The sequence below is a fragment of the Methanococcoides sp. DA23 genome (assembly GCF_057593895.1).
This window is the reverse complement of the sequence record NZ_CM172520.1, coordinates 2210649-2229770: the sequence shown is the minus strand read 5'-3', so window position 1 is coordinate 2229770 and position 19122 is coordinate 2210649. Positions and strand designations below refer to the sequence as shown.

Annotated in this window: 18 protein-coding genes and 1 tRNA gene; 13 read left to right on the top strand and 6 right to left on the bottom strand. The window is 44.8% G+C overall.

Annotated elements, in window-relative coordinates:
• The first annotated feature begins 7 nt into the window (after positions 1–7).
• The 3 genes from AC20MK_RS11030 to AC20MK_RS11020 all read left to right on the top strand — a co-directional run bounded on the left by AC20MK_RS11030 (position 8) and on the right by AC20MK_RS11020 (position 4134).
• Positions 8–997 carry a radical SAM protein gene (locus tag AC20MK_RS11030; protein WP_487355854.1) on the top strand — a complete coding sequence of 330 codons (990 nt, stop codon included), beginning with the start codon at positions 8–10 and terminating at the stop codon, positions 995–997.
• A 183-nt stretch (positions 998–1180) separates the two neighbouring features.
• Positions 1181–3097, top strand: coding sequence for a sodium:solute symporter family protein (locus AC20MK_RS11025; RefSeq protein ID WP_487355853.1), 1917 nt, complete (start codon positions 1181–1183; stop codon positions 3095–3097).
• 104 nt (positions 3098–3201) lie between these two features.
• Positions 3202–4134 carry a DUF5803 family protein gene (locus tag AC20MK_RS11020; protein ID WP_487355852.1) on the top strand — a complete coding sequence of 311 codons (933 nt, stop codon included), beginning with the start codon at positions 3202–3204 and terminating at the stop codon, positions 4132–4134.
• 10 nt (positions 4135–4144) lie between these two features.
• On the opposite strand, the gene AC20MK_RS11015 is transcribed toward AC20MK_RS11020, so the two are convergent.
• The 3 genes from AC20MK_RS11015 to AC20MK_RS11005 all read right to left on the bottom strand — a co-directional run bounded on the left by AC20MK_RS11015 (position 4145) and on the right by AC20MK_RS11005 (position 6886).
• Positions 4145–4891 carry an MBL fold metallo-hydrolase gene (locus AC20MK_RS11015; protein ID WP_487355851.1) on the bottom strand — a complete coding sequence of 249 codons (747 nt, stop codon included), beginning with the start codon at positions 4889–4891 and terminating at the stop codon, positions 4145–4147.
• 6 nt (positions 4892–4897) lie between these two features.
• Positions 4898–6190 carry an ATP-binding protein gene (locus tag AC20MK_RS11010; RefSeq protein WP_487355850.1) on the bottom strand — a complete coding sequence of 431 codons (1293 nt, stop codon included), beginning with the start codon at positions 6188–6190 and terminating at the stop codon, positions 4898–4900.
• Positions 6191–6322: 132 nt separating this feature from the next.
• Positions 6323–6886, bottom strand: coding sequence for a DUF5817 domain-containing protein (locus AC20MK_RS11005; protein ID WP_487357107.1), 564 nt, complete (start codon positions 6884–6886; stop codon positions 6323–6325).
• A gap of 90 nt (positions 6887–6976) precedes the next feature.
• Here AC20MK_RS11005 and rimI point away from each other — a divergent pair, with 90 nt between their 5' ends.
• The gene (rimI, locus tag AC20MK_RS11000) at positions 6977–7396 is read left to right on the top strand and encodes a ribosomal protein S18-alanine N-acetyltransferase (protein WP_487355849.1); all 420 of its coding nucleotides are present in this window, start codon (positions 6977–6979) and stop codon (positions 7394–7396) included.
• Here rimI and AC20MK_RS10995 read toward each other — a convergent pair whose 3' ends face one another.
• Entirely contained in the window at positions 7397–8056 is a 660-nt protein-coding gene (locus AC20MK_RS10995) for an undecaprenyl diphosphate synthase family protein (protein WP_487355848.1), read from the bottom strand.
• Positions 8057–8097: 41 nt separating this feature from the next.
• Positions 8098–9285, bottom strand: coding sequence for a redox-regulated ATPase YchF (locus AC20MK_RS10990; protein WP_487355847.1), 1188 nt, complete (start codon positions 9283–9285; stop codon positions 8098–8100).
• A 126-nt stretch (positions 9286–9411) separates the two neighbouring features.
• On the opposite strand from AC20MK_RS10990, the gene AC20MK_RS10985 reads away from it, so the two are divergent.
• From AC20MK_RS10985 to AC20MK_RS10945, 9 genes are all read left to right on the top strand, one after another.
• Positions 9412–9483 (top strand) — tRNA-Arg (locus AC20MK_RS10985).
• Between the two features lie 429 nt (positions 9484–9912).
• Positions 9913–11529, top strand: a complete 1617-nt coding sequence (thsA, locus tag AC20MK_RS10980) for a thermosome subunit alpha (RefSeq protein WP_487357106.1) — start codon at positions 9913–9915, stop codon at positions 11527–11529.
• A gap of 141 nt (positions 11530–11670) precedes the next feature.
• Entirely contained in the window at positions 11671–12228 is a 558-nt protein-coding gene (locus AC20MK_RS10975; protein ID WP_487355846.1) for a biotin transporter BioY, read from the top strand.
• 18 nt (positions 12229–12246) lie between these two features.
• The gene (locus tag AC20MK_RS10970) at positions 12247–13056 is read left to right on the top strand and encodes an ATP-binding cassette domain-containing protein (protein WP_487355845.1); all 810 of its coding nucleotides are present in this window, start codon (positions 12247–12249) and stop codon (positions 13054–13056) included.
• Complete coding sequence (locus AC20MK_RS10965; protein ID WP_487355844.1) at positions 13041–13859, top strand: ATP-binding cassette domain-containing protein; 819 nt, start codon at positions 13041–13043, stop codon at positions 13857–13859. The genes AC20MK_RS10970 and AC20MK_RS10965 overlap by 16 nt, the downstream gene beginning before the upstream one ends.
• A gap of 4 nt (positions 13860–13863) precedes the next feature.
• A complete protein-coding gene (locus tag AC20MK_RS10960; RefSeq protein ID WP_487355843.1) occupies positions 13864–14631 on the top strand; it encodes an energy-coupling factor transporter transmembrane component T family protein in 768 nt (255 codons plus the stop codon).
• Between the two features lie 18 nt (positions 14632–14649).
• The gene (locus AC20MK_RS10955; RefSeq protein ID WP_487355842.1) at positions 14650–15006 is read left to right on the top strand and encodes an ArsR/SmtB family transcription factor; all 357 of its coding nucleotides are present in this window, start codon (positions 14650–14652) and stop codon (positions 15004–15006) included.
• Positions 15003–16139 carry an SO_0444 family Cu/Zn efflux transporter gene (locus tag AC20MK_RS10950; RefSeq protein ID WP_487355841.1) on the top strand — a complete coding sequence of 379 codons (1137 nt, stop codon included), beginning with the start codon at positions 15003–15005 and terminating at the stop codon, positions 16137–16139. Before AC20MK_RS10955 ends, AC20MK_RS10950 begins: the two co-directional genes overlap by 4 nt.
• A gap of 304 nt (positions 16140–16443) precedes the next feature.
• The gene (locus AC20MK_RS10945; RefSeq protein WP_487355840.1) at positions 16444–18375 is read left to right on the top strand and encodes a hydantoinase/oxoprolinase N-terminal domain-containing protein; all 1932 of its coding nucleotides are present in this window, start codon (positions 16444–16446) and stop codon (positions 18373–18375) included.
• Positions 18376–18775: 400 nt separating this feature from the next.
• Here AC20MK_RS10945 and AC20MK_RS10940 read toward each other — a convergent pair whose 3' ends face one another.
• The gene (locus AC20MK_RS10940; protein WP_487355839.1) at positions 18776–18964 is read right to left on the bottom strand and encodes a hypothetical protein; all 189 of its coding nucleotides are present in this window, start codon (positions 18962–18964) and stop codon (positions 18776–18778) included.
• Positions 18965–19122 lie beyond the last annotated feature (158 nt).

The following is a 19122-nucleotide window of genomic DNA, read 5'->3' as shown; positions in this document are numbered from 1 at the left end:
ATCAAAATTGAGCACTGATATCATGTCCAAGTTTTCACCAACCATAGCTGCACGTGCTGTCTGGCAGATGAGAGTTCGCAAACGACCCTTTGTTCTTTCGCATGCGATCAATTCCAGATGCAACATGAGTTGTAAATTTTGTGAGTACTGGAAGAACCCCGGGCAAGAGATGAGCCTTGCTTCGATATTCAAAATGCTTGAAGATGCCCGCTCGTTTGGTATAGGTGTCTATAATGCATGGACCGTAGAACCTCTTCTTCGTGATGACCTTCCCCAGATACTCAGGTTTGCCAAAGAGCTTGGAATGATCACTTCTCTTATTACTAACGGCAAACTTCTCGAGGAAAGGATAGATGATCTTAAAGACCTTGATTATCTCTCGGTATCCGTGGATGGCACTAAAAGTTACAAAGAGATCCGAGGGGTCGATCTTGACGTTCTTCTTAACACTATAATGAATGTAAAGGACAAACTTAAGAATCCACTTCTTATGAACTGCGTCATAAGTGGAAAAAATCTCGATGATATTGAAGAGCTTGTACAACTTGCACAGGACATTGGGGTAAAGATCTCCTTTGAGCCAATGTATGAATTCAAAGGGATCGATGATGATGTCTGGACCTCAATGGGTATTCGTGACATGGATAAATATCGGGGAACGATCGATCGTGTAATCGAGATGAAAAGACAGGGCTATCCGATAATCAATTCCATAAGTTATCTTTCAATGATCAAGGACCTGAAAAAAAGATTCAATTGTCATGTCAATAATTTCATTCTTGATGTGACAGTTGATGGTTCCATTGAGAATTGTCGGGTTCACAGGGAACCTCTGGGAAATATCAATGAAGGAATTGCAAATGTTTGGAAACGTTCACGTCCACAGCAGCACGAAGTGACCAAAAATTGTGAGGGTTGTTTCTTCTTCGGTTATGTTGAGAACAGTATGATGTATGACATGAACCTCGAGGTAATGCGTCATTATGAATGGATGTAAATGTCCTTTCAGTGACCTTATATGTCAAACTTAAACAACAGATCATCTCTTCTTCTTTTCGAAAGGACTTATATATTAAATAAGGTATGTTCCTTGTACCCTGTATGGGGTAATAAAAATATATTAATGGTTCAAGGTACTGCATTCATGCGGTCTTAAATTTAATTATCAGAGGTTTCAATTATGGATGGATATCAATTGTTTATGGCAATGCTTGCAGTTTACATATGTGGACTCATAGGCATTGGTTGGTACTTTACAAAAAGGCAGAAAACAGTTACTGATTTCTGGCTGGCAGGACGTAAGATCGGCACAATAGGAATAGGATTTTCCTCTGCCGCATCATGGCTGACCGCTGGTGGAATATTAGCAGTTATTGGTTTCTTCATGCTACTTGGAATGGGCTCCATTTGGGGTTTTGTAGCTCCTAACATTCTGGCATTGCTTATAATCGCTATTTTTGTCAAGAAGTTCAAGAATCTGCCTTCTATCACACAGGCAGAACTTCTCGAACAGAGGTACAGTTCTGCAATACGTGCTCCTGTGGGTATTATTATCACTATCGTAATGATCCTTTTCGCAGTTGCTGATATCAAAGGATTCGCTCTTGTGTTGCAGATATTCTATGGTCTGGACCCGATCTATGCGGCACTCATCGTTGCTCTTGCAGTTTCTGCGTATGTGACCCTCGGTGGTCTCAGTGCGGTAGTATGGACCGATGTTGTGCAGTTCGTTTTCCTTTCCATCTTCGCTCTTGCAATGGCATTCCTGGCGATCGGGACAGCAACTTCCGGTTCAGCGGATATCTCTTCCGCATCAGACCTGATCTCAACTGTGCCCACAGACTGGTGGAATCCTTTCATCATAGGCATCCCGATGGTGCTTATCTTCGTTTTCGCTATCATCCCTGGATGGATCACAGAACAGGACCCATGGCAGAAAGTATGGGCAGCTAAAGACTCGACCTCTGCAAGGAATGGTCTTGTACTTGGTTCTTTCCTTGTCACAGTAGTCTTCACTGCATGTGCGTTCATTGCCATTGGGCTGAACTCACTGTATCCTGAGATATCTGCGATGGGTTTCCCTATGGGAATGGCACAGGCCGAACCTGCACTTCTGACATTCATTGTCGAGACATTCTCTCCTGCTGTGATCGGGCTAAGCGCAATTGGTCTTGCAGCAGCATCAATGTCCTGTGCGGATACTTTTGCAACCTCGGGTGCATCATGTGTTTCACGTGATATCTACCAGAGATTTATCAAACCTGATGCTACAATGAAGCAGATGCTCACTATTAACAGACTGAGCGTTCTTTTCATAGTTGCAGCAGCAACAGTTTCCTCGTTCTTCATCAACAGTATCATCGATGCAATTCACATTGCAACGTTCATCGCAAGTGCATCCTACTTCTTCCCTCTCATGGGTGGACTTTACTGGAAGCGTGCGACAAAAGAAGGTGCATTGGCAGGGCTTGTTATCGGTGCTGTGGCACAGATCTCCTTTACGGTGTATGATCTTTCAATGACCGCACCTATGGCACCTCCATACCTTGAGACAGTACATCCAATTCTCATGAGCCATGGTGTGATCGTGGGAATGGGATTGAGTGGAATTGCTTTCTTTGGCGTTTCCCTTCTGACAAAACCCTCAAATGTCATCAATCTCGCTCCGTTCTTCAAGGATGCAGCAGAAGAATTGGCAAGCCACGATGCACAGAAGGTCGATGATCAATCCTCTGAATATAAGAATTTCCTCATGACCCTCGATGAACAGATCAGCGGGGAGCGTGCACACCTTCATTTGAGGCTTGAAGCTTCAGCCACAGTGAACTGGAGCAAGTTCGTAGAACAGCTAAAAAAGGCTTATCCTGTATGGGTAACTCCTACCGGACTTGATTCTGTCTACAGGCTCATCCAGGCCGACATGCTTGCCTGTGTTTCTATCACACGTGGTGAGAATGAAAAAGAGATCTGGTTCGCATCAGAACCACCAGTCGATTCTGTTGAAATGCAGAAGAGAGAGGTCTTTATTGCATACAAAGAAGTATCAAAAGCTCTCGAAGATGTTGGTATTCTCCTGAGCATACCAAGCGAAGACTAAGCATATTTAGGTCACACTCCCTTTCTGGGAGTGCCTCTTTTTTTCAACAACCTTTTTTAGTGATGGTGTCCATTATTTTTTGAACAACTTTTGCGATGTGTATCATGAAAAGATTAGCAATAACATTGGTATTGGTCTTTATTCTTGCAATAATGTCATCAGGTTGCATCAATGAGCTTGCTCCTGTGACCGATGATAGTAATGCAACGTTAGAAGCTTCTGATTATGAACTGGAGGTCTTTCATAGTCCTTCCGATAAAAGCGATGATCTGAATACGACAACCTTTTACCTTTCAAGGAATGGAAGTACGAACGTTGTTTATATGGTGGCAGAAACCTCGGTGATAGAAATCGTTCCGATGGAGGATGTTTTCAATTCTGGAGGGGATATTCTTTCCAACGTTGTGATCCTTGCGGACAGGTCCGAAAACGTTTCCGCTTCAGCCGAGACCTTTGAGATGTTTGCATCATCTTCTCCGGAGGACCTTCCAGTTTTCAACTATACTCTTGAGGATGACGTGATCCGTGGTCAGAAACACTTTGTCATGAAATTCGATGAGAACATTACCGGTATCGTTGCTTTTGCTCTCAATAATCCAAAAGGGCAGGATTTCATGTATGTTCCTACTCATGATTCAACGGTAAGATTTGTGCTGCCCGAAGGTTACACTACCGGCAATCCCTTCGTTGGAAAGGTAATTCCTGAAACCGATGATCGATACATCGATGAACAAGGGCGTGAAGTTCTGGTCTGGTATGACCTTCATGCAGAGTCCGGTGCTTTTGCCAATATGGCAAGGGAATATCTTAAGGTCGAGATATCTGAAGAGGACCTGCCCTACAGGACCGTGATGATTAAGTTCTATTCGGAATCTGCGCCAAGGTTGCTTTTGATAGGTACGAGCATCCTATTCGGTGGGGTGTTGCTGGTACTTGGAAATTATCTCTCCACAAGAAGGAAACTCCGTAACGAAAGGAAATCCATTGAAGATGCTTTCATTGAGAAGAAGGCAGGGAATGGCAAAGGACGGAAATAAAAAGGAATGATCAAGGGATAAGTTCCATTCCGTCATATCCCAATGGGTATGTTTTAACGGCTTCATCGTGAGGTTTGAAGTAATGACTTAAATGGGTCATTACAACCTCTTTTGCATTGATCCTTTCAGCCATATCCAGGGCTTCCTTTGCATCCATGTGTTTCTTTACATGGAATCCTACATCATGAGGTATGATGGCATCCACTATGAAAATATCAGGGTTCTGTATAAGCTCCATGCTTTTTTCAGGGATGTTCTCATCAGTATCCCCGCTGATGACCACTTTTTTGTCACCTTCGCATATCATCACACCCACCGCTTTCTTTGCAGGAGGGTGGTTGACCTCGAAAAGTGTGAAATCCAGTCCTATCAGTCCAAAGGATGTATTCAGCGGTATGTCATGCCGTTTTGGTCTGAGAAATGAGACATAATCAAGAATATAGTCCAATGTTTCTGTCACTCCATATACATCCACATTGTACTGGACACGATGGAATTCTCCGAATCCGGTATAGTGGTCATAGTGACCATGTGTCCAGATGACACCATCGACATGTTTGAGCCCTTTTCGCAACATCTGCTCCCGCATGTCCGGACTGGTGTCTATCAGCACCTTACCTTCATCTGATTCCACGAGTATGGAAAACCGCAGACGGTTGCTCTTGGTTCCTTTTATCGCATCGATACATGCGGGACAATTACAACCGATGACCGGTGTTCCGGGGGCATCTCCTGTGCCCAGAAGTGTTATCTTCATGAAATATCAGAAGCCTCCCTCATTTACAACATATTCATCGGACTTGATGTTGGCACGTTTGTTGAACTTTTGAACTGCATTGAACAGATCTTCCTGTGAGATGACAGTTCTCTCTTCCACAAGGGCATTGAGCACACTTTCCCGAATGACCATTCTCAGGTCAGAACCGGAGTATCCTTCTGTGAGCGGTGCTATTTCCGCATTGTCGAAGTCCCCTTCTATGTCCCTGGTCACGATATCGAGGATGGCTTTTCTCATATTCTCGTCTGGTAACGGGAAGTTCATTATCTCATCGAATCTTCTCCATGCCGCAGAATCCAGCATTCTGGGGTGGTTGGTCGCTGCCATCAGGAGAACTCCGTCATTGGTCAGACTGATGCTATCTATGGCCTTAAGAAGGGTGTTGACAGCTCTCTTCAATGCCGCATGTTCATCGGATGCCCTTGTCTTTGCAACGAAATCGAACTCATCGATGAAAAGTATGCATGGGCTCAATCGTTTCGCAAGTGCAAACACTCTGTCGATGTTCTTTGCGGTCTCTCCAAGGTATTGATCGGTTATCATGGACAACCTTACCTCTACAAAAGGTATTGAAAGGCGTTCTGACATTGCTTTTGCCACGGATGTCTTTCCAGTACCTGGTGGCCCCACCATCAGGATCTTTCCTATGTCATGCAACCCTATCTTTTTAAGATGCTCACGGTACTGTATGGCCTTGACTATCTTTTCGATCTCTTCCTTCTGATCTTCTGTAAGGACCATATATCTCATCGGCTGGGCAATATCCTCCGGGGCGATTATGTGCACCAGCTTAAGCATATCTTCGCCGCCTTCTTCTTCAGATATCTCGCTTATAAGGGATTCTATCCATTCCCTGTCAACTTCTTTTGGTCCTGTTGCTGCGAGTGCTTTTTTATAATTGGCAGTCTCGGAGCTCTTCTTCTCTTCGTAGTAATATGCCAGGGCCGGGTTTGCATCTATTCTTTCGTCTGCAGACTCCTGTTTATGGAACCAGTCTGCTCCCACATCAAAGGAAGTGAACTTTATTTTTGATGTAAGCTCATCGATGTCGATAAAAGGCAATGACAGCACCTGTCCTTTAAGCTCTTTAATAGCAAAAAGACCCTCGATGTCCTTGCGGGTTACCGCTATAGGCTTTGGCACTCCCTTATGCGTGCGGCTCCAGTAGTTCTTCCTTATACTCTTTGGAAGATCATTCACATCCATTTCCGGATATCTGTTGTAGATCTCTGCTGTGAGTAGCAGTTCTATGATGTCAAGTGTGGTCGTATCGGGCATATTCTAACCTTGTAATTGTGAAAGGACTTTTGCACTCACCCTGGGGGCAGTCCATTGAACTATAATATTATGTGGTTCTTTTAGATATATCTTATGTGTTCTGAATGAAAAAGAGATATAATATTCAACGTATCATTGGATAATTTTAACATGGCCTTTTTTTGGGAAGTATATCTGTGCTGAACTTCTCATCCTTTCAAGGGTATCTTTGAATTTTGCTTCATCAACGTCCATTTCTAAAGCAATGGTGGATAACTCGGATACTTTCATTCCTTCGGGTCTGCTTTCAAGGATGGACATCATGTCCTTTTCCGCATTATTCTTTTTTCTGCGAACATTATCGGTCGTCAGGGTCGTGATCTTGGATGGGGTTTTCGGTTTGAATGCCTTATCTATTGTTTTGGATATCGATGCATCATCTCTGGGTGGCGATACTGAACTAAGTTCCTCTCCAAATGTGGAACATTTGAGGTCGTTCATCGTTGTGCTTTGCTTTCCCCCGAGAAGCTGTGCCTGCATCTTTGTGCGCACAGCTCTTGCTTCTTCAATATCTTCGCCTTTATGGAACACCCGTAGTTTCCTTATGTGTAAAGTAGTTCCGCAAAGTTGACATCTTGTGGTCTTTGCACCTTTATCTTCTATGAGCTGTGCAGACCTGCGACATTTCGGGCAGGCTATCACAGAATAAACTGGCATCACTGACTGGTTGTCCTGTCTTCTATAAGTATGGAACCCTTTAGGATATTTCCAGATATTTATAATCCATGATGTCCATACTGGCATTATATGATAAGAATCGCCACAAGGTCGGATCTACCGGAGATCGTAGATATCGAGAACCTTTCCTTTGCTGAGCCCTGGGACATGCGTACATTCAGGTCCTATGTGCACCATCCCGGTTTCATCGTTTTCGAGGAAGACGGTTCCATCTGCGGGTATGCGATCCTTGTCGTGATCGCTGATGATGCCCATCTGGCAAGTATTGCGATACATCCAAAGCACAGGCGGAGAAATATCGGCTCTTGTCTTTTAGATAGCTGCATGTTGCTTGCAAAGGCCAACTCATTTCCTCTTGTACGGCTGGAAGTGAGGGAGAATAACAGAACTGCACAGGATTTCTATCTTGCCAACGGGTTCGAGGCGGTAGCGATCATTCCTGACTATTATCCTGACGATAATGCGATCGTTATGGAAAGGAGAACTTGATCATTTGCCAAAGCGGCGCTGTCTTTTTTGGTAATCCCTTATTATCCTCAGTATGTCCATTCTTCTGAGGCCGTGCCAGTTCACATCGGTAAAATAGAGTTCGGAATAAGCGGATTGCCAGAGGAGGAAATTCGAAAGGTGCTTTCCACCTGCACGAATTATGATGTCAGGCTCTTCGCGTACTGTCAAATGGGATTCGATGGTATTTTCATCGATGTCTGCAGGTCTCAATATCTCATCTTTCACATCATGAAGGATGGAAGTGATCGCCTTTGTTATCTCGTTCTTTCCGCCAAACCCGACTGAGAAATGTACCCGGTGGGTGTCACCCATTTTATTTTCGATAAGTTCTCCCTTTTCATTGTATATGTCGAATCCAACATTTTCGGGTAAAGGGGCCATTATCTCTTTCAATTCATCCAAAAGCAGCGATACTATCTTTGTTTTTGCTTCTTCTTTGACATCAAGGACATCCACGTAAATACTTATTATTTTGATATCAAGGGCAAAACACCATTTCAGGAATGTACTCAGTTTCTCTTTTCCGCTATCATCAAGCAGATCTGATTCTGAAAGTATCATTGTGATGTGTTCTGGTATTTGTCCTTGCATTCCGTTGATCTGGTTCAACAAGTATCGTTCGTAGATTGCCCTTATCATGTAATGCCAGCTTTGTCCTTATTCTTGGATGGAACTTGTACTTATTTTGCAGTTGAGACTATCTTTACAACATCGCCGTTTTGCAGCTCATGTTTTTCTCCGAGTCTCATCTTTGTTTTTCCGTCAACAGCATAGAGGAACCGGTCTCCGATATCCGTGTGAACGCGGTATGCCAGGTCGTGCGGGGTAGAGCCTTTCTTCATGAGGAACGCGTCAGGGAGCATTCTATCGTTCTTGTCTGCCCATTTTCCTTCATCTTCCACAGGATATACCACTATCAGGTCAAGGAGGTCAAAAACAGCTCTGTTGATGCACTCCTGTATGCCGGCTCCACCTGTACCAAGTGTGGTTATCATCTCTTTCAGGCTTTGAAGTCCTTTTTTCTGTGCTTCGTTGACCTTGTCGGAGATTATCTCGAAATCCATGTCTCCCGGGTGATAACTTATTATGCCGTTCTTTGCAGCAGACCTCAATGCGAGTTCGGCGGCAGCACTGGTGGGCACTGTTATTATGTCAAGTTCTTCGAGAGCTTTTATGTTCTCTTCAGGTGCGACATCTATCTTGTTGGCTGCTATCATCGTAGGTTTGGTGATGGCACGTATGGTCTCACAAAGTTTTGCCATCTCTTCATCTGTCCATTTTGTGCATTCTTCCGGCATTTTGCAAGCAAGCAGGGCCTGTCGTGCTTGAGATTCATTGACACCTGCACCCATGAGCTGGTCTGAAACGGCCTGTTCCATCTTCATGCCTTCGGCCCTTATCTTTCGTGAAAGCTTGTCCCAGTTCCTTTTTAGGATACCTGTCATCCACATTGCTATCTCGCGGTTCAGGAAATCAACATCCTCCATCGGATCGTGTTCTCCGATATCCACAGGGTTTCCTTCGATATCTGTGCCTCCGGATGCGTCTATAACATGTATTATGGCCTGTGCCTGTCTAAGCTCGTCAAGGAAGGTATTGCCAAGACCGCGACCCATGTGTGCATCGGGTACAAGACCTGCGACGTCTATGATCTCTATGGGTACGTACCTGATACCGTCCTGACAGTTACCGCAGCGTTTGTCCCGTTCTGTGCAAGGGCAGACCGATCTTACGTATGTGACTCCTTTGTTAGCATTGATCGTGGTGAACGGATAATTCGCTATCTCGACATCTGCAAGGGTAGCAGCTTTGAAAAAAGTTGATTTACCTGCGTTTGGTTTTCCTGCAAGGCCTATGGTCATTGACATGCTTTACCAATCATCCTTGAAGCATTTAACTTTTGTTCATGGGGTTGGAGTTGGAAATGTTTTATGAAGTTGTTTCTATGAGCAATGTTTATATTGCAGGAAGTTATTAGGAGGTCTGTCTAACTTGTCTCGGTAGGGTAGAGGATATCCTTGGGGCTTGCGGAGCCTTAGACCCGAGTTCGATTCTCGGTCGGGACGTAACAAATCTATTTGGAAGTCGAAAAGCTTTCACTCTGCTTGAAGTATCTTAATTGACTTCAAGCGGGGGTCTTGTTTTATGTCAATTTACTATAATGGAGCTTGTAAGCTGCAAGTTCATGGACGGCTCTGATCTTCATAACTGCCGTTTTTATGCTGGATCAGTTTTTTTGTCACTGTTATTATTGAATTTCAGGGAAAGCAAATGTAATGGTTTGTTGCGATCATCTATATCACAGTGTAATATAGTTTTGGTTTGCTTCACTTTCTTTTCAGTTCTTTGCATACTTTAATACGTTCCAATACTGGTTATGCTTATATAGAAGTTCATTCATTTAGAACGAACAGATTGAGCACATAATGTGTAATATCTCAAATAATATTCAAATAATTGATTTTCTTTATCAATGCTATTAAGGAGGTCTAAATATCACACCAAATCTGAGAATTCAGGGCAGGGATGCACAAAGTAACAATATCCTTGCAGGAAAGGCAGTTGCAAGTGCAGTCCGCACAACACTTGGTCCTAAGGGAATGGACAAGATGCTTGTGGACTCCATGGGTGACATTGTTATCACAAACGATGGTGCTACCATCTTGAAGGAAATGGATATCCAGCACCCTGCAGCTAAGATGATCGTGGAAGTATCCAAGACACAGGATGCTGAGGTCGGGGACGGAACAACTACTGCAGCAGTTCTTTCTGGAGAATTGCTTTCAAAGGCAGAAGAACTTATCATGAAGGGAGTCCACCCAACCATCATATCCACAGGTTACAGGCATGCTGCAGAGAAATGCCGCGAGATCCTGGAAACTATCACTATTGCTATTTCCCCAGACGACGAAGCGGCTCTGATAAAGATCGCTGGAACAGCTATCACTGGAAAGGGCGCTGAGTCATACAAAGAGAAGCTCTCAGCTCTCACTGTCAAAGCAGTTCGCTCAATAGTCGAAGAGGAAGAGGATGGCTTTAAGGTCAATGTCCTTGAGAACATCAAGATCGAGAAGCGCGCAGGCGGAAGTATTGATGATTCCGAGCTTGTGGATGGTCTTGTAATCGACAAGGAACGCTCACACCCAAATATGCCTGAGAAGGTAGAGGACGCAAAGATCCTTCTGTTAAGCTGCCCTGTCGAGTTCAGAAAGACCGAGATGGATTCTGAGATCAAGATCACCTCTCCGGGCCAGATGCAGTTGTTCCTGGACCAGGAAGAGAGAATGATGAAGGAGATGGCTGACAAGGTCATCGCAAGTGGCGCAAATGTGGTATTCTGCCAGAAAGGTATCGATGATATGGCACAGTACTACATCGAGAAAGCAGGTATCTATGCTGTCAGAAGGGTAAAGAAGAGCGATCTTAAGAGACTCGGAAAGGTAACCGGCGCAACAATTATCCAGGACCTTGACCAGATCACCACTGCAGATGTAGGCACAGCAGGTCTGGTAGAGGAGAAAGAAGTAAAGGGTGGCAAGATGACCTATGTTACAGGTTGCCAGAACTCCAAGGCTGTTACAGTACTTCTCCACGGCGGTACCGAGCACGTTGTCGATGCACTTGACCGCGCATTGAACGATGCTCTGCATGTCGTCGGTGTTGTCATCGAAGATGGCAAGGTCGTAGTCGGCGGCGGTTCATCCGAGATCGAGCTTTCACTCAGACTCGGTGAATATGCATCCACTCTCAAGGGAAGGGAGCAGCTTGCTGTCAGCAAGTTCGCAGAAGCTCTTGAAGTGATCCCTGAGACACTCGCAGAGAATGCAGGTCTTGACCCAATTGACATGATGGTGGAACTACGTTCCCAGCATGAGAAGGGTAACAAGAACGCAGGTCTTAATGTTTACACCGGCGAGGTAGTCGACATGTGGGAGAACGATGTGATCGAGCCTCTCCGAATAAAGACCCAGGCTATAAACGCTGCAATGGAAGCAACTGTCATGATCCTCAGGATCGATGATGTCGTAGCTTCAACAGGCAGCGCAAACCAGAGTATGGGCCCTGGCGGCCTTCCTGACATGCCTGACCTTGACATGGACGCTGCATACTGAGTCCATTCCAAAACCTTACTATACGTGCCGGTCTTTCCGGCACATCCTCTCTTTTTTTCATATTTTCTACTGAATATCTGTCTTACTGAAAGTTTGGTATAATCGTAAGCTATTTATGCAATGTCAACCACTCACAAATTTATGGTTAACAGCAATAAACATCCGGGTCCTGGTATGGTAGGTCCAAATACGGATGTCAGAAAAATGGTCTATGCCTCGTTATTTGCAGCACTGACCTCTATCGGTGCTTACATAACTGTTCCTCTTGGTCCTATTCCGTTCACTCTTCAGATGGTCTTCGTTCTCATGGCAGGTGCAATGCTTGGTAGTAAATGGGGTGGGATAAGTATGGTAGTTTATGTCCTTCTCGGTATTGCAGGCTTGCCCGTATTCTCCAACGGCGGTTCCGGTCTCGGTGTCATCCTTGGTCCTACTGGGGGTTACCTCATAGGTTTCATCGCAGCGGCATTCCTCATTGGTTATCTCTTTGAGATGAACGAGAGCAATAATCTGCTGAAGAATGGTCTTTTTGTAACTATAGGTTCCGTTGTCATCTTCTGTTTCGGTCTGGCTCATCTGATGGTAGTTGCAGATATGTCATTCATGCAGGCGGTAACTGTGGGCTTCCTTCCATTCATTTTACCCGGCATTGTCAAGATCTCAATTGCAACGGGTATTGCGACAAAATACAAAATATGATCTGAAAAAGGTACTCTGATGATAGAGCTAAAGGGTGTAAGTTACAGCTATCCGAACGGTCAAAAGGTGCTCGACAGCATCGATATTCGGATCGAAAAAGGCTCATTCTCAGCCATTCTCGGTGATAATGGCAGTGGAAAATCCACTCTGATCCGTCACATGAACGGGCTCTTGAAGCCTTCTCAGGGAGCCGTTTCTGTATGCGGGATGGATACTGCATCTCTAACAGATATCTGGAAAATACGGCAGACTGTCGGGATGGTCTTTCAGGACCCTCATTCTCAGGCAGTGGGTGCAACAGTTGAAGAGGATGTTGCATTCGGGCCTGAGAACCTTGCACTGGAAAGCCATGAGGTCAGATCACGTGTTACAAGTGCCATTGCAAACGTGGGTCTGGATGGTTTAGATGGATCCCTCCTCATGTCCTTAAGCGGAGGGCAATTGCAGAAAACCGCGATTGCCGGGGTGCTGGCAATGGCCCCTGAGGTACTGATATTCGATGAAGTGACTTCCATGCTGGATTCGGATTCGCGTTCTCAGATAATTGATATTGTGCGGCAGCTCAACAAGAAAGGAAAGACCGTGGTCTATGTGACGCATCATATGGAAGAGGCCTTGTTTGCTGATAGGCTCATCGTACTTGAAAATGGTTCTATTGCAAGTGACGGCACACCTCGGGATGTATCTCGTGAGATATATGCATCAGGTCAGAGAGTTCCTCCACACCTGGAACTTGCCTTTAGATTACAGGACGCAGGCATTATCTCCTCTGACGTGTTCCCTCTTGATGCTTTTTCGTTGAAGGAGGCAATATGCCGATCGAAGTGAGTGGACTGCATTTCTCATATGGGAAAGGAAAAAAAAGACTACCAATATTGAAGGATGTGACCTTTTCAGTAGGTAAAGGTGAGTTTGTCGGCATCATTGGCAACGTTGGTTGTGGCAAGACCACTCTCATCAAGCATCTCAATGGGCTGCTGATCCCTGTATCTGGAAATGTGACTGTGGATGGGCTTGCATCTTCAAAAAAAGAGGTATGCAGAAAGGTCGGTATCCTGTTCCAACAGCCTTCTAAACAATTGTTCTGCAAGACCGTTTTTGAGGATATTGCTTACGGTCCCTCGAATTTTGGTATGAAAGGGAATGAATTGGAACATTGTGTTCATGATGCAATTGAAAAAGTAGGTCTCAGTTCTGATATTCTTGAAAGTTCCCCTTTTAGTCTGAGCGGGGGTGAAATGAGACTTGTGGCCCTTGCAGGTGTCCTTTCCTCATCTCCTGACTATTTGGTCCTAGATGAACCTACATCAGGGCTGAGCACATTCTACAAGGAACGCCTGTTCAGAACACTTGAGCTGCTCCGGCAAAATGGTGTGGGTATCGTGCTGGTCTCCCATCATCTTGAAGACGTTCTTGGTGTGGCTGACAGGATAGTATATTTGAATGAAGGTAAGGCGGTCTTTGAGGGTACTCCTGAAGAATATCTAAGCTCAATATCCCTCCCGGCTCCGGAAATAACTGTGCTCATGAGGGAATTGAGCTCTTCAGGCCTGGCTGTAAAGGAAACGGTCTTTTCCGTGGAAGATGCCTTCAATGAGATCGTTGTTGCCTTGTCACAAAAAAGGGGCTGATCAGTTGGAAGGTTTCCTATTCTCCTATGTTGCAGGCAAGTCTGTCCTTCACGGACTTGATCCGCGTGTCAAGATATTTTCAGTAATGTGTCTAAGTATCCTCATATTCAGATCATATGCCCTTGTTGATCTCCTTGTGTTTGCATTGCTTTTTGTAGGGCTTACGATCCTCGCAGGTTCCGGGTTATCGGGTATAAGGTCGGTCAGGCCATTGTTACCTATCTTTGTCTTTATTTTCCTTATCCATTCCTTCTTCACCGAAGGTGCGGCTCTGTTCAGTTCTCAATTCTCACCGACTTACGAGGGCCTCTCGAAGGGTTTGTTGGTCACCGTAAGGTTCGTCCTCTTAATTCTCTATGGCTCTTTGTTGACCTCTACCACAAGACCCGCGGTGATAACTGCCGGTATAGAAAGGATACTTCGTCCGCTTCCTTTGAAGCGGGTAGGCGTGACCTCATTCGAGATCGCAACTATGATGTCTTTAGCTCTTTATTTTGTACCTCATTTGTTGTGGTATGCGGGTCAGATAAAGGATTCTCAGTTGTCGCGTGGTTCAAAGTACAGGCGGGATCCCATCTCTGGTACACTTTCACTTGCGATCCCGTTATTGAAAGGTTCCATGAGGATGGCCGATGATGTGGCCATGGCAATGGAAAGCAGGTGTTATCAAGGCAATTTTCGTACCTCTTTGTTCGAGCTGAAAATGACCGCACGTGATGTTTTGGCCTTTTCTCTCGTTCTTTTTGTGACAGCATTAGTGTTATATGCATGAACATATGTTCATATGTTCATGCAAGGCGATGCTCCATGTGAGCGTATTGATATGGATGCCATTGATGCGATAGTCTCCTATCTTCCAAATGAGGATGCGATACTGAGGATATCCAACATATTCCATGCTTTACGATCGGAACCCCGATTAACAACAATGTACCTTCTCCTTGAGAAGGACATGTGTGTATGTGAACTGGAACACGCTCTGGGGATGACCCAATCTGCCATCTCTCACAATCTTCGCACCCTTCGCCAGCTTGATCTTGTCAGGGTAAGAAAGGACGGGCGTTTTGCAATTTATTCAGTTGCCGATGAGCACGTAAGGGCACTGCTCGAACTATCCCGCAGTCACGTTGTGGGGTGTGTTCAATGACCTATATGGAAACCATTCTGGAGATATTCATTGGTATTGGCTTGAGTTCCTGGAACGTCCTTGCAGAAGCAGCACCTTATCTTCTACTGGGATTCGGAATTGCAGGGATCTTGCATGTCTTTGTACCGGATGAAAAGATAATGCAATATCTGGGACATTCCGCCGGGAAGTTCCGTTCCGTACTGAATGCTTCGCTGATCGGTGTACCTCTGCCCTTATGTTCCTGTGGCGTGGTCCCTGCAGCACTGTCCTTGAAAAAAAGAGGTGCAACAAATGGGGCAACCTTGTCCTTCTTGATCTCCACTCCCCAGACAGGCGTGGATTCAATAGCCATCACATACGCTCTTCTTGACCCCATAATGACAGTATTTCGGCCAATAGCGACTTTCATCACGGCATTGGTGGCAGGGATCGCCGAGGATCTTCTAAGGTCCCCTAAGAAAGTTTCAGAAAAGGATGTTGAAAAAGGACCTACAATGAGCATATTGGAAATGGCTGAGTTACCGACACCTTCCTCTTCTCTTTCCTCCTCATGCAGTTGCAACTCATGTGGACCTAAGGGATCCGAAGATGCTGATACCTTTTCCGGACGTATCATCTCCGGTATCAGATATGCATACGTGGAACTGCTTGGAGATATAAGCTACTGGCTTATCATTGGTATTGTTCTTGCAGGTATCATCACATATCTGGTACCTGAGAGCCTCGTTGGTTCCCATCTGGGAGGGGGTCTGGTCTCTATGCTCCTTGCACTTGTCGTGGGCATCCCCCTTTACATCTGTGCGACCGCTTCGACCCCTCTCGCAGCAGTCCTTATTGCAAAGGGCATGAGTCCCGGGGCAGCATTTGTTTTCCTGCTTGCAGGGCCTGCAACGAATGCAGCTACTATTACAATGGTCCTTAAATATCTGGGCAGGAGATCGACAGGTGTTTATCTGGCCTCAATTGCAGTCTGTGCAGTTGCGGGAGGCCTGCTTCTTGATCTGGTCTATTCATATCTGGGCATTGATGCTCTATCGATAGTCGGAAGTGCGAGCGATGTAATGCCCGAAGAGGTGAAGAACGGGTTTGCACTGTTGTTACTTCCGTTGATGGCATATGGGATATATGATCAGAAAAAGTGTGGTGAGTGATGTTCATCACTCTTTTTTAGAACGGTTGTCGTATAACATCAATGTATTTATGAAAATATGTCAAGACCATCTTGGATCTTAATTTTTAAAGGCCTGGCCATAAGAGTTTAAAAATAGGGTAAGGTCTATATATCGAAATGTACTATTTCATTTTTAACGTCTCTTGATTCTGTTTTTCAAAGTTAACAGTGATATACAAATACGATACACTTAAGTAGTGTTCTTTTTTCTTTATCAATAGTTTTGGTTGTATTAGCCTAAGTGAACAAAAACTTTCATTTATAACATAAAGGAGTCATTTTGAATGAAATACAGTCTCGGTATCGATGCAGGTGGTACTTATACAGATGCGGTCCTTCTTAGAGATTCGGATGAGGTCATCATCTCTTCGAACAAAGCGCTTACAACATATCCTGACCCTCTTGGGGGTATAAGGAACGCAATTGATGGGATCGATGAACAATACTTGAACGATATAAAAGTGGTGTCAGTTTCCACCACTTTATCAACGAACAGCATTCTGGAAGGTACGGGCTTCCCGGTTGGTTTGATACTTGTGGGTAATTATGAACTGAACCAGGACCTTCCAACTGAACATTATGCGCAGGTAGAGGGCGGTCATAATTACAATGGCATTCCCACTGCCCCTCTTGATGAAGATGCTGTACGGGAATTTGCCGAAAGCGTCAAGGACAGGGTAGCTGCATTTGCAGTATCCTCGTATTTCAGTATACGGAACCATGAACATGAATTGAGGGTCAAGGAGATAATAAAAGAATCCACAGGTCTTCCTATTGTATGTGCTCATGAGCTTTCACAGGAACTTGGTGCCTTCGAGAGGGCAGTGACCGCATTCCTGAACGCTCAGCTGATCCCTGTCACTGAGAAGTTCATGACCACTGTTGAAGAGTATATCTCTTCAAAGGGAATTGATGCAAATGTCTTCATGCTCAAATGTGATGGCTCGGTAATTGGTATCAGGAGTGCGCTTGAAAAACCTATCGAGTCCATCTTTTCAGGCCCTGCGGGCAGTCTTGTGGGTGCTTCCTTTTTGACAGGGAATGACACCTGTGCAGTTATCGATGTTGGCGGGACCAGCACTGATATTTCGGTCATAACCAACGGGGTGCCTGAAATGAGTGAGTCGGGAGCTGTTGTTGGTGGCTGGAGGACAAGGGTGAAGGCCATCAAGATGGAGACTTCCGCAATGGGTGGGGACAGTGATGTCTGGGTAAAGGACAATCACGTCAATATCGGTCCACGCAGAGTAATCCCTCTCTGCCGTGCAGCCGATCTCTATCCCGGTTTTCTTGAGCAGCTCAGGACAAATCCCATGCCCTCCAGGGGGTTGCTTGGGATCAACTTCCAGCCCACAAAATTTTACATAAGGACTGGCTATGACCCCATAGACATAAGCCCGCAGGAAATGGAGGTGTTCAGGTCCATCTCAGATGAGCCGACTTCTACAAGGGAGCTGCGTAGCAGGATGAACAAATATCCGTCACCAAAGCATCTGGATTCGCTTTTGCAGAAACGTCTGATACAGACAATAGGTTTCACACCCACTGATGCACTTCATGTCCTTGGAGACTATACTGAACATACCGTTGAAGCATCTGAGATTGGTGCAAAGTATCTTGGTTCATTGTGCAAACGTGATGCAGTAGAGTTTGCATCATTTGTAAAGCAGGAATTTGCAAAGAACATGGCATCTGATCTTATGTCTTTCTTCCTTGAAGGGATCTCGAAGGCGGAGATACGTAAGATATTCGACATCGAATCCCCTACGAAATTCAAAGTGGATATTCCGGTAGTGCTCATAGGCGGTCCTGTGATCGCATACCTTGAGGACCTGCAGTCAATATTGGATGCAGATATCATCGTGCCTGAATATTCCAATGTGGGAAATGCGACCGGTGCACTGGCAGCAAAGGGTATTCGCAGGGTGGATTTCCTTGTGAGACCGGCATCAATGGCAGCACCTGACTGGGAGTTCTATGTATTTTCCGAGAAAGGACGGGAGAGCTTCTATGAATACGAAGAAGCACTTGAGTATGCTTCGGAGGCTGGGAGGGAGGCCATTATACAGTATATGGTGGATGCAGGTATGGACCCCGAGCATGTGAGCGTGGATATAGAGAAACAGGAGATCATCCCTGATGGATGGACACACCCTCTTGAGACGCGTATTCGTGTGATGGGGGTTAGTACAAGTCTGGTTGAAGAGGGATGTTAAAAGGCATTCATAATGTTCGGTATTCTCGAACGCTCTTCTCTTCTCTTCCTTTTCTTTTCTTTTCTTTTTTTCTGTTCTGTTCTGTCATGTTCTGCTTTTGCTCATTCTCCTTACTAAAAGTAGAAATGTTTACTGGCACAAACGTTGATGTAGTTCCAACTCCTTCTTTAAAATGATAATATCTTTAGCATAATACGGGGGTGTGATGCTAAATGAAATTCTGTTGTTCGCAAGAATTTATGGAAAGGATAACCTGTACGTCGGTTGGACTGGTGGCCCTGACAGTTATCAGTTTACTCTTCATCTTGATATACGAGCTTGTAATATCAAAATTGCTTCTGACAATGTTCGGCTTCTGAACGTACGATATAATGGAAAAAAGTTAAAAGGAATATAAGGTTTACTCTGCAGTCTCTTCTTCGTTCATCTTGTTCCTTTCATGGTTCAGTATTCTCCGAACTACCAGTTTTTTCTTCCCCAGCCCCATGTTCGGAACTTCCGGATATTTTTCGCTCGTATAGGTATACAATTCATTTGCACCCATAGCTGTAAGCTTATCTTCCAGCTTCAATAGTTCGTCCATTTCCATTTTCCTTCCTCCGTATTTCTTCCTTTCATGGATTAGGAGTTAAATATTTAGAGTTTGTGGTTTTGTGCATTTATGAACATTGATGTGCATTGTTTCATTTTGTCTATAGAAATGATTATAATTGAAAGGTACATCTAGTAGCAAAAATAAGTTAAATG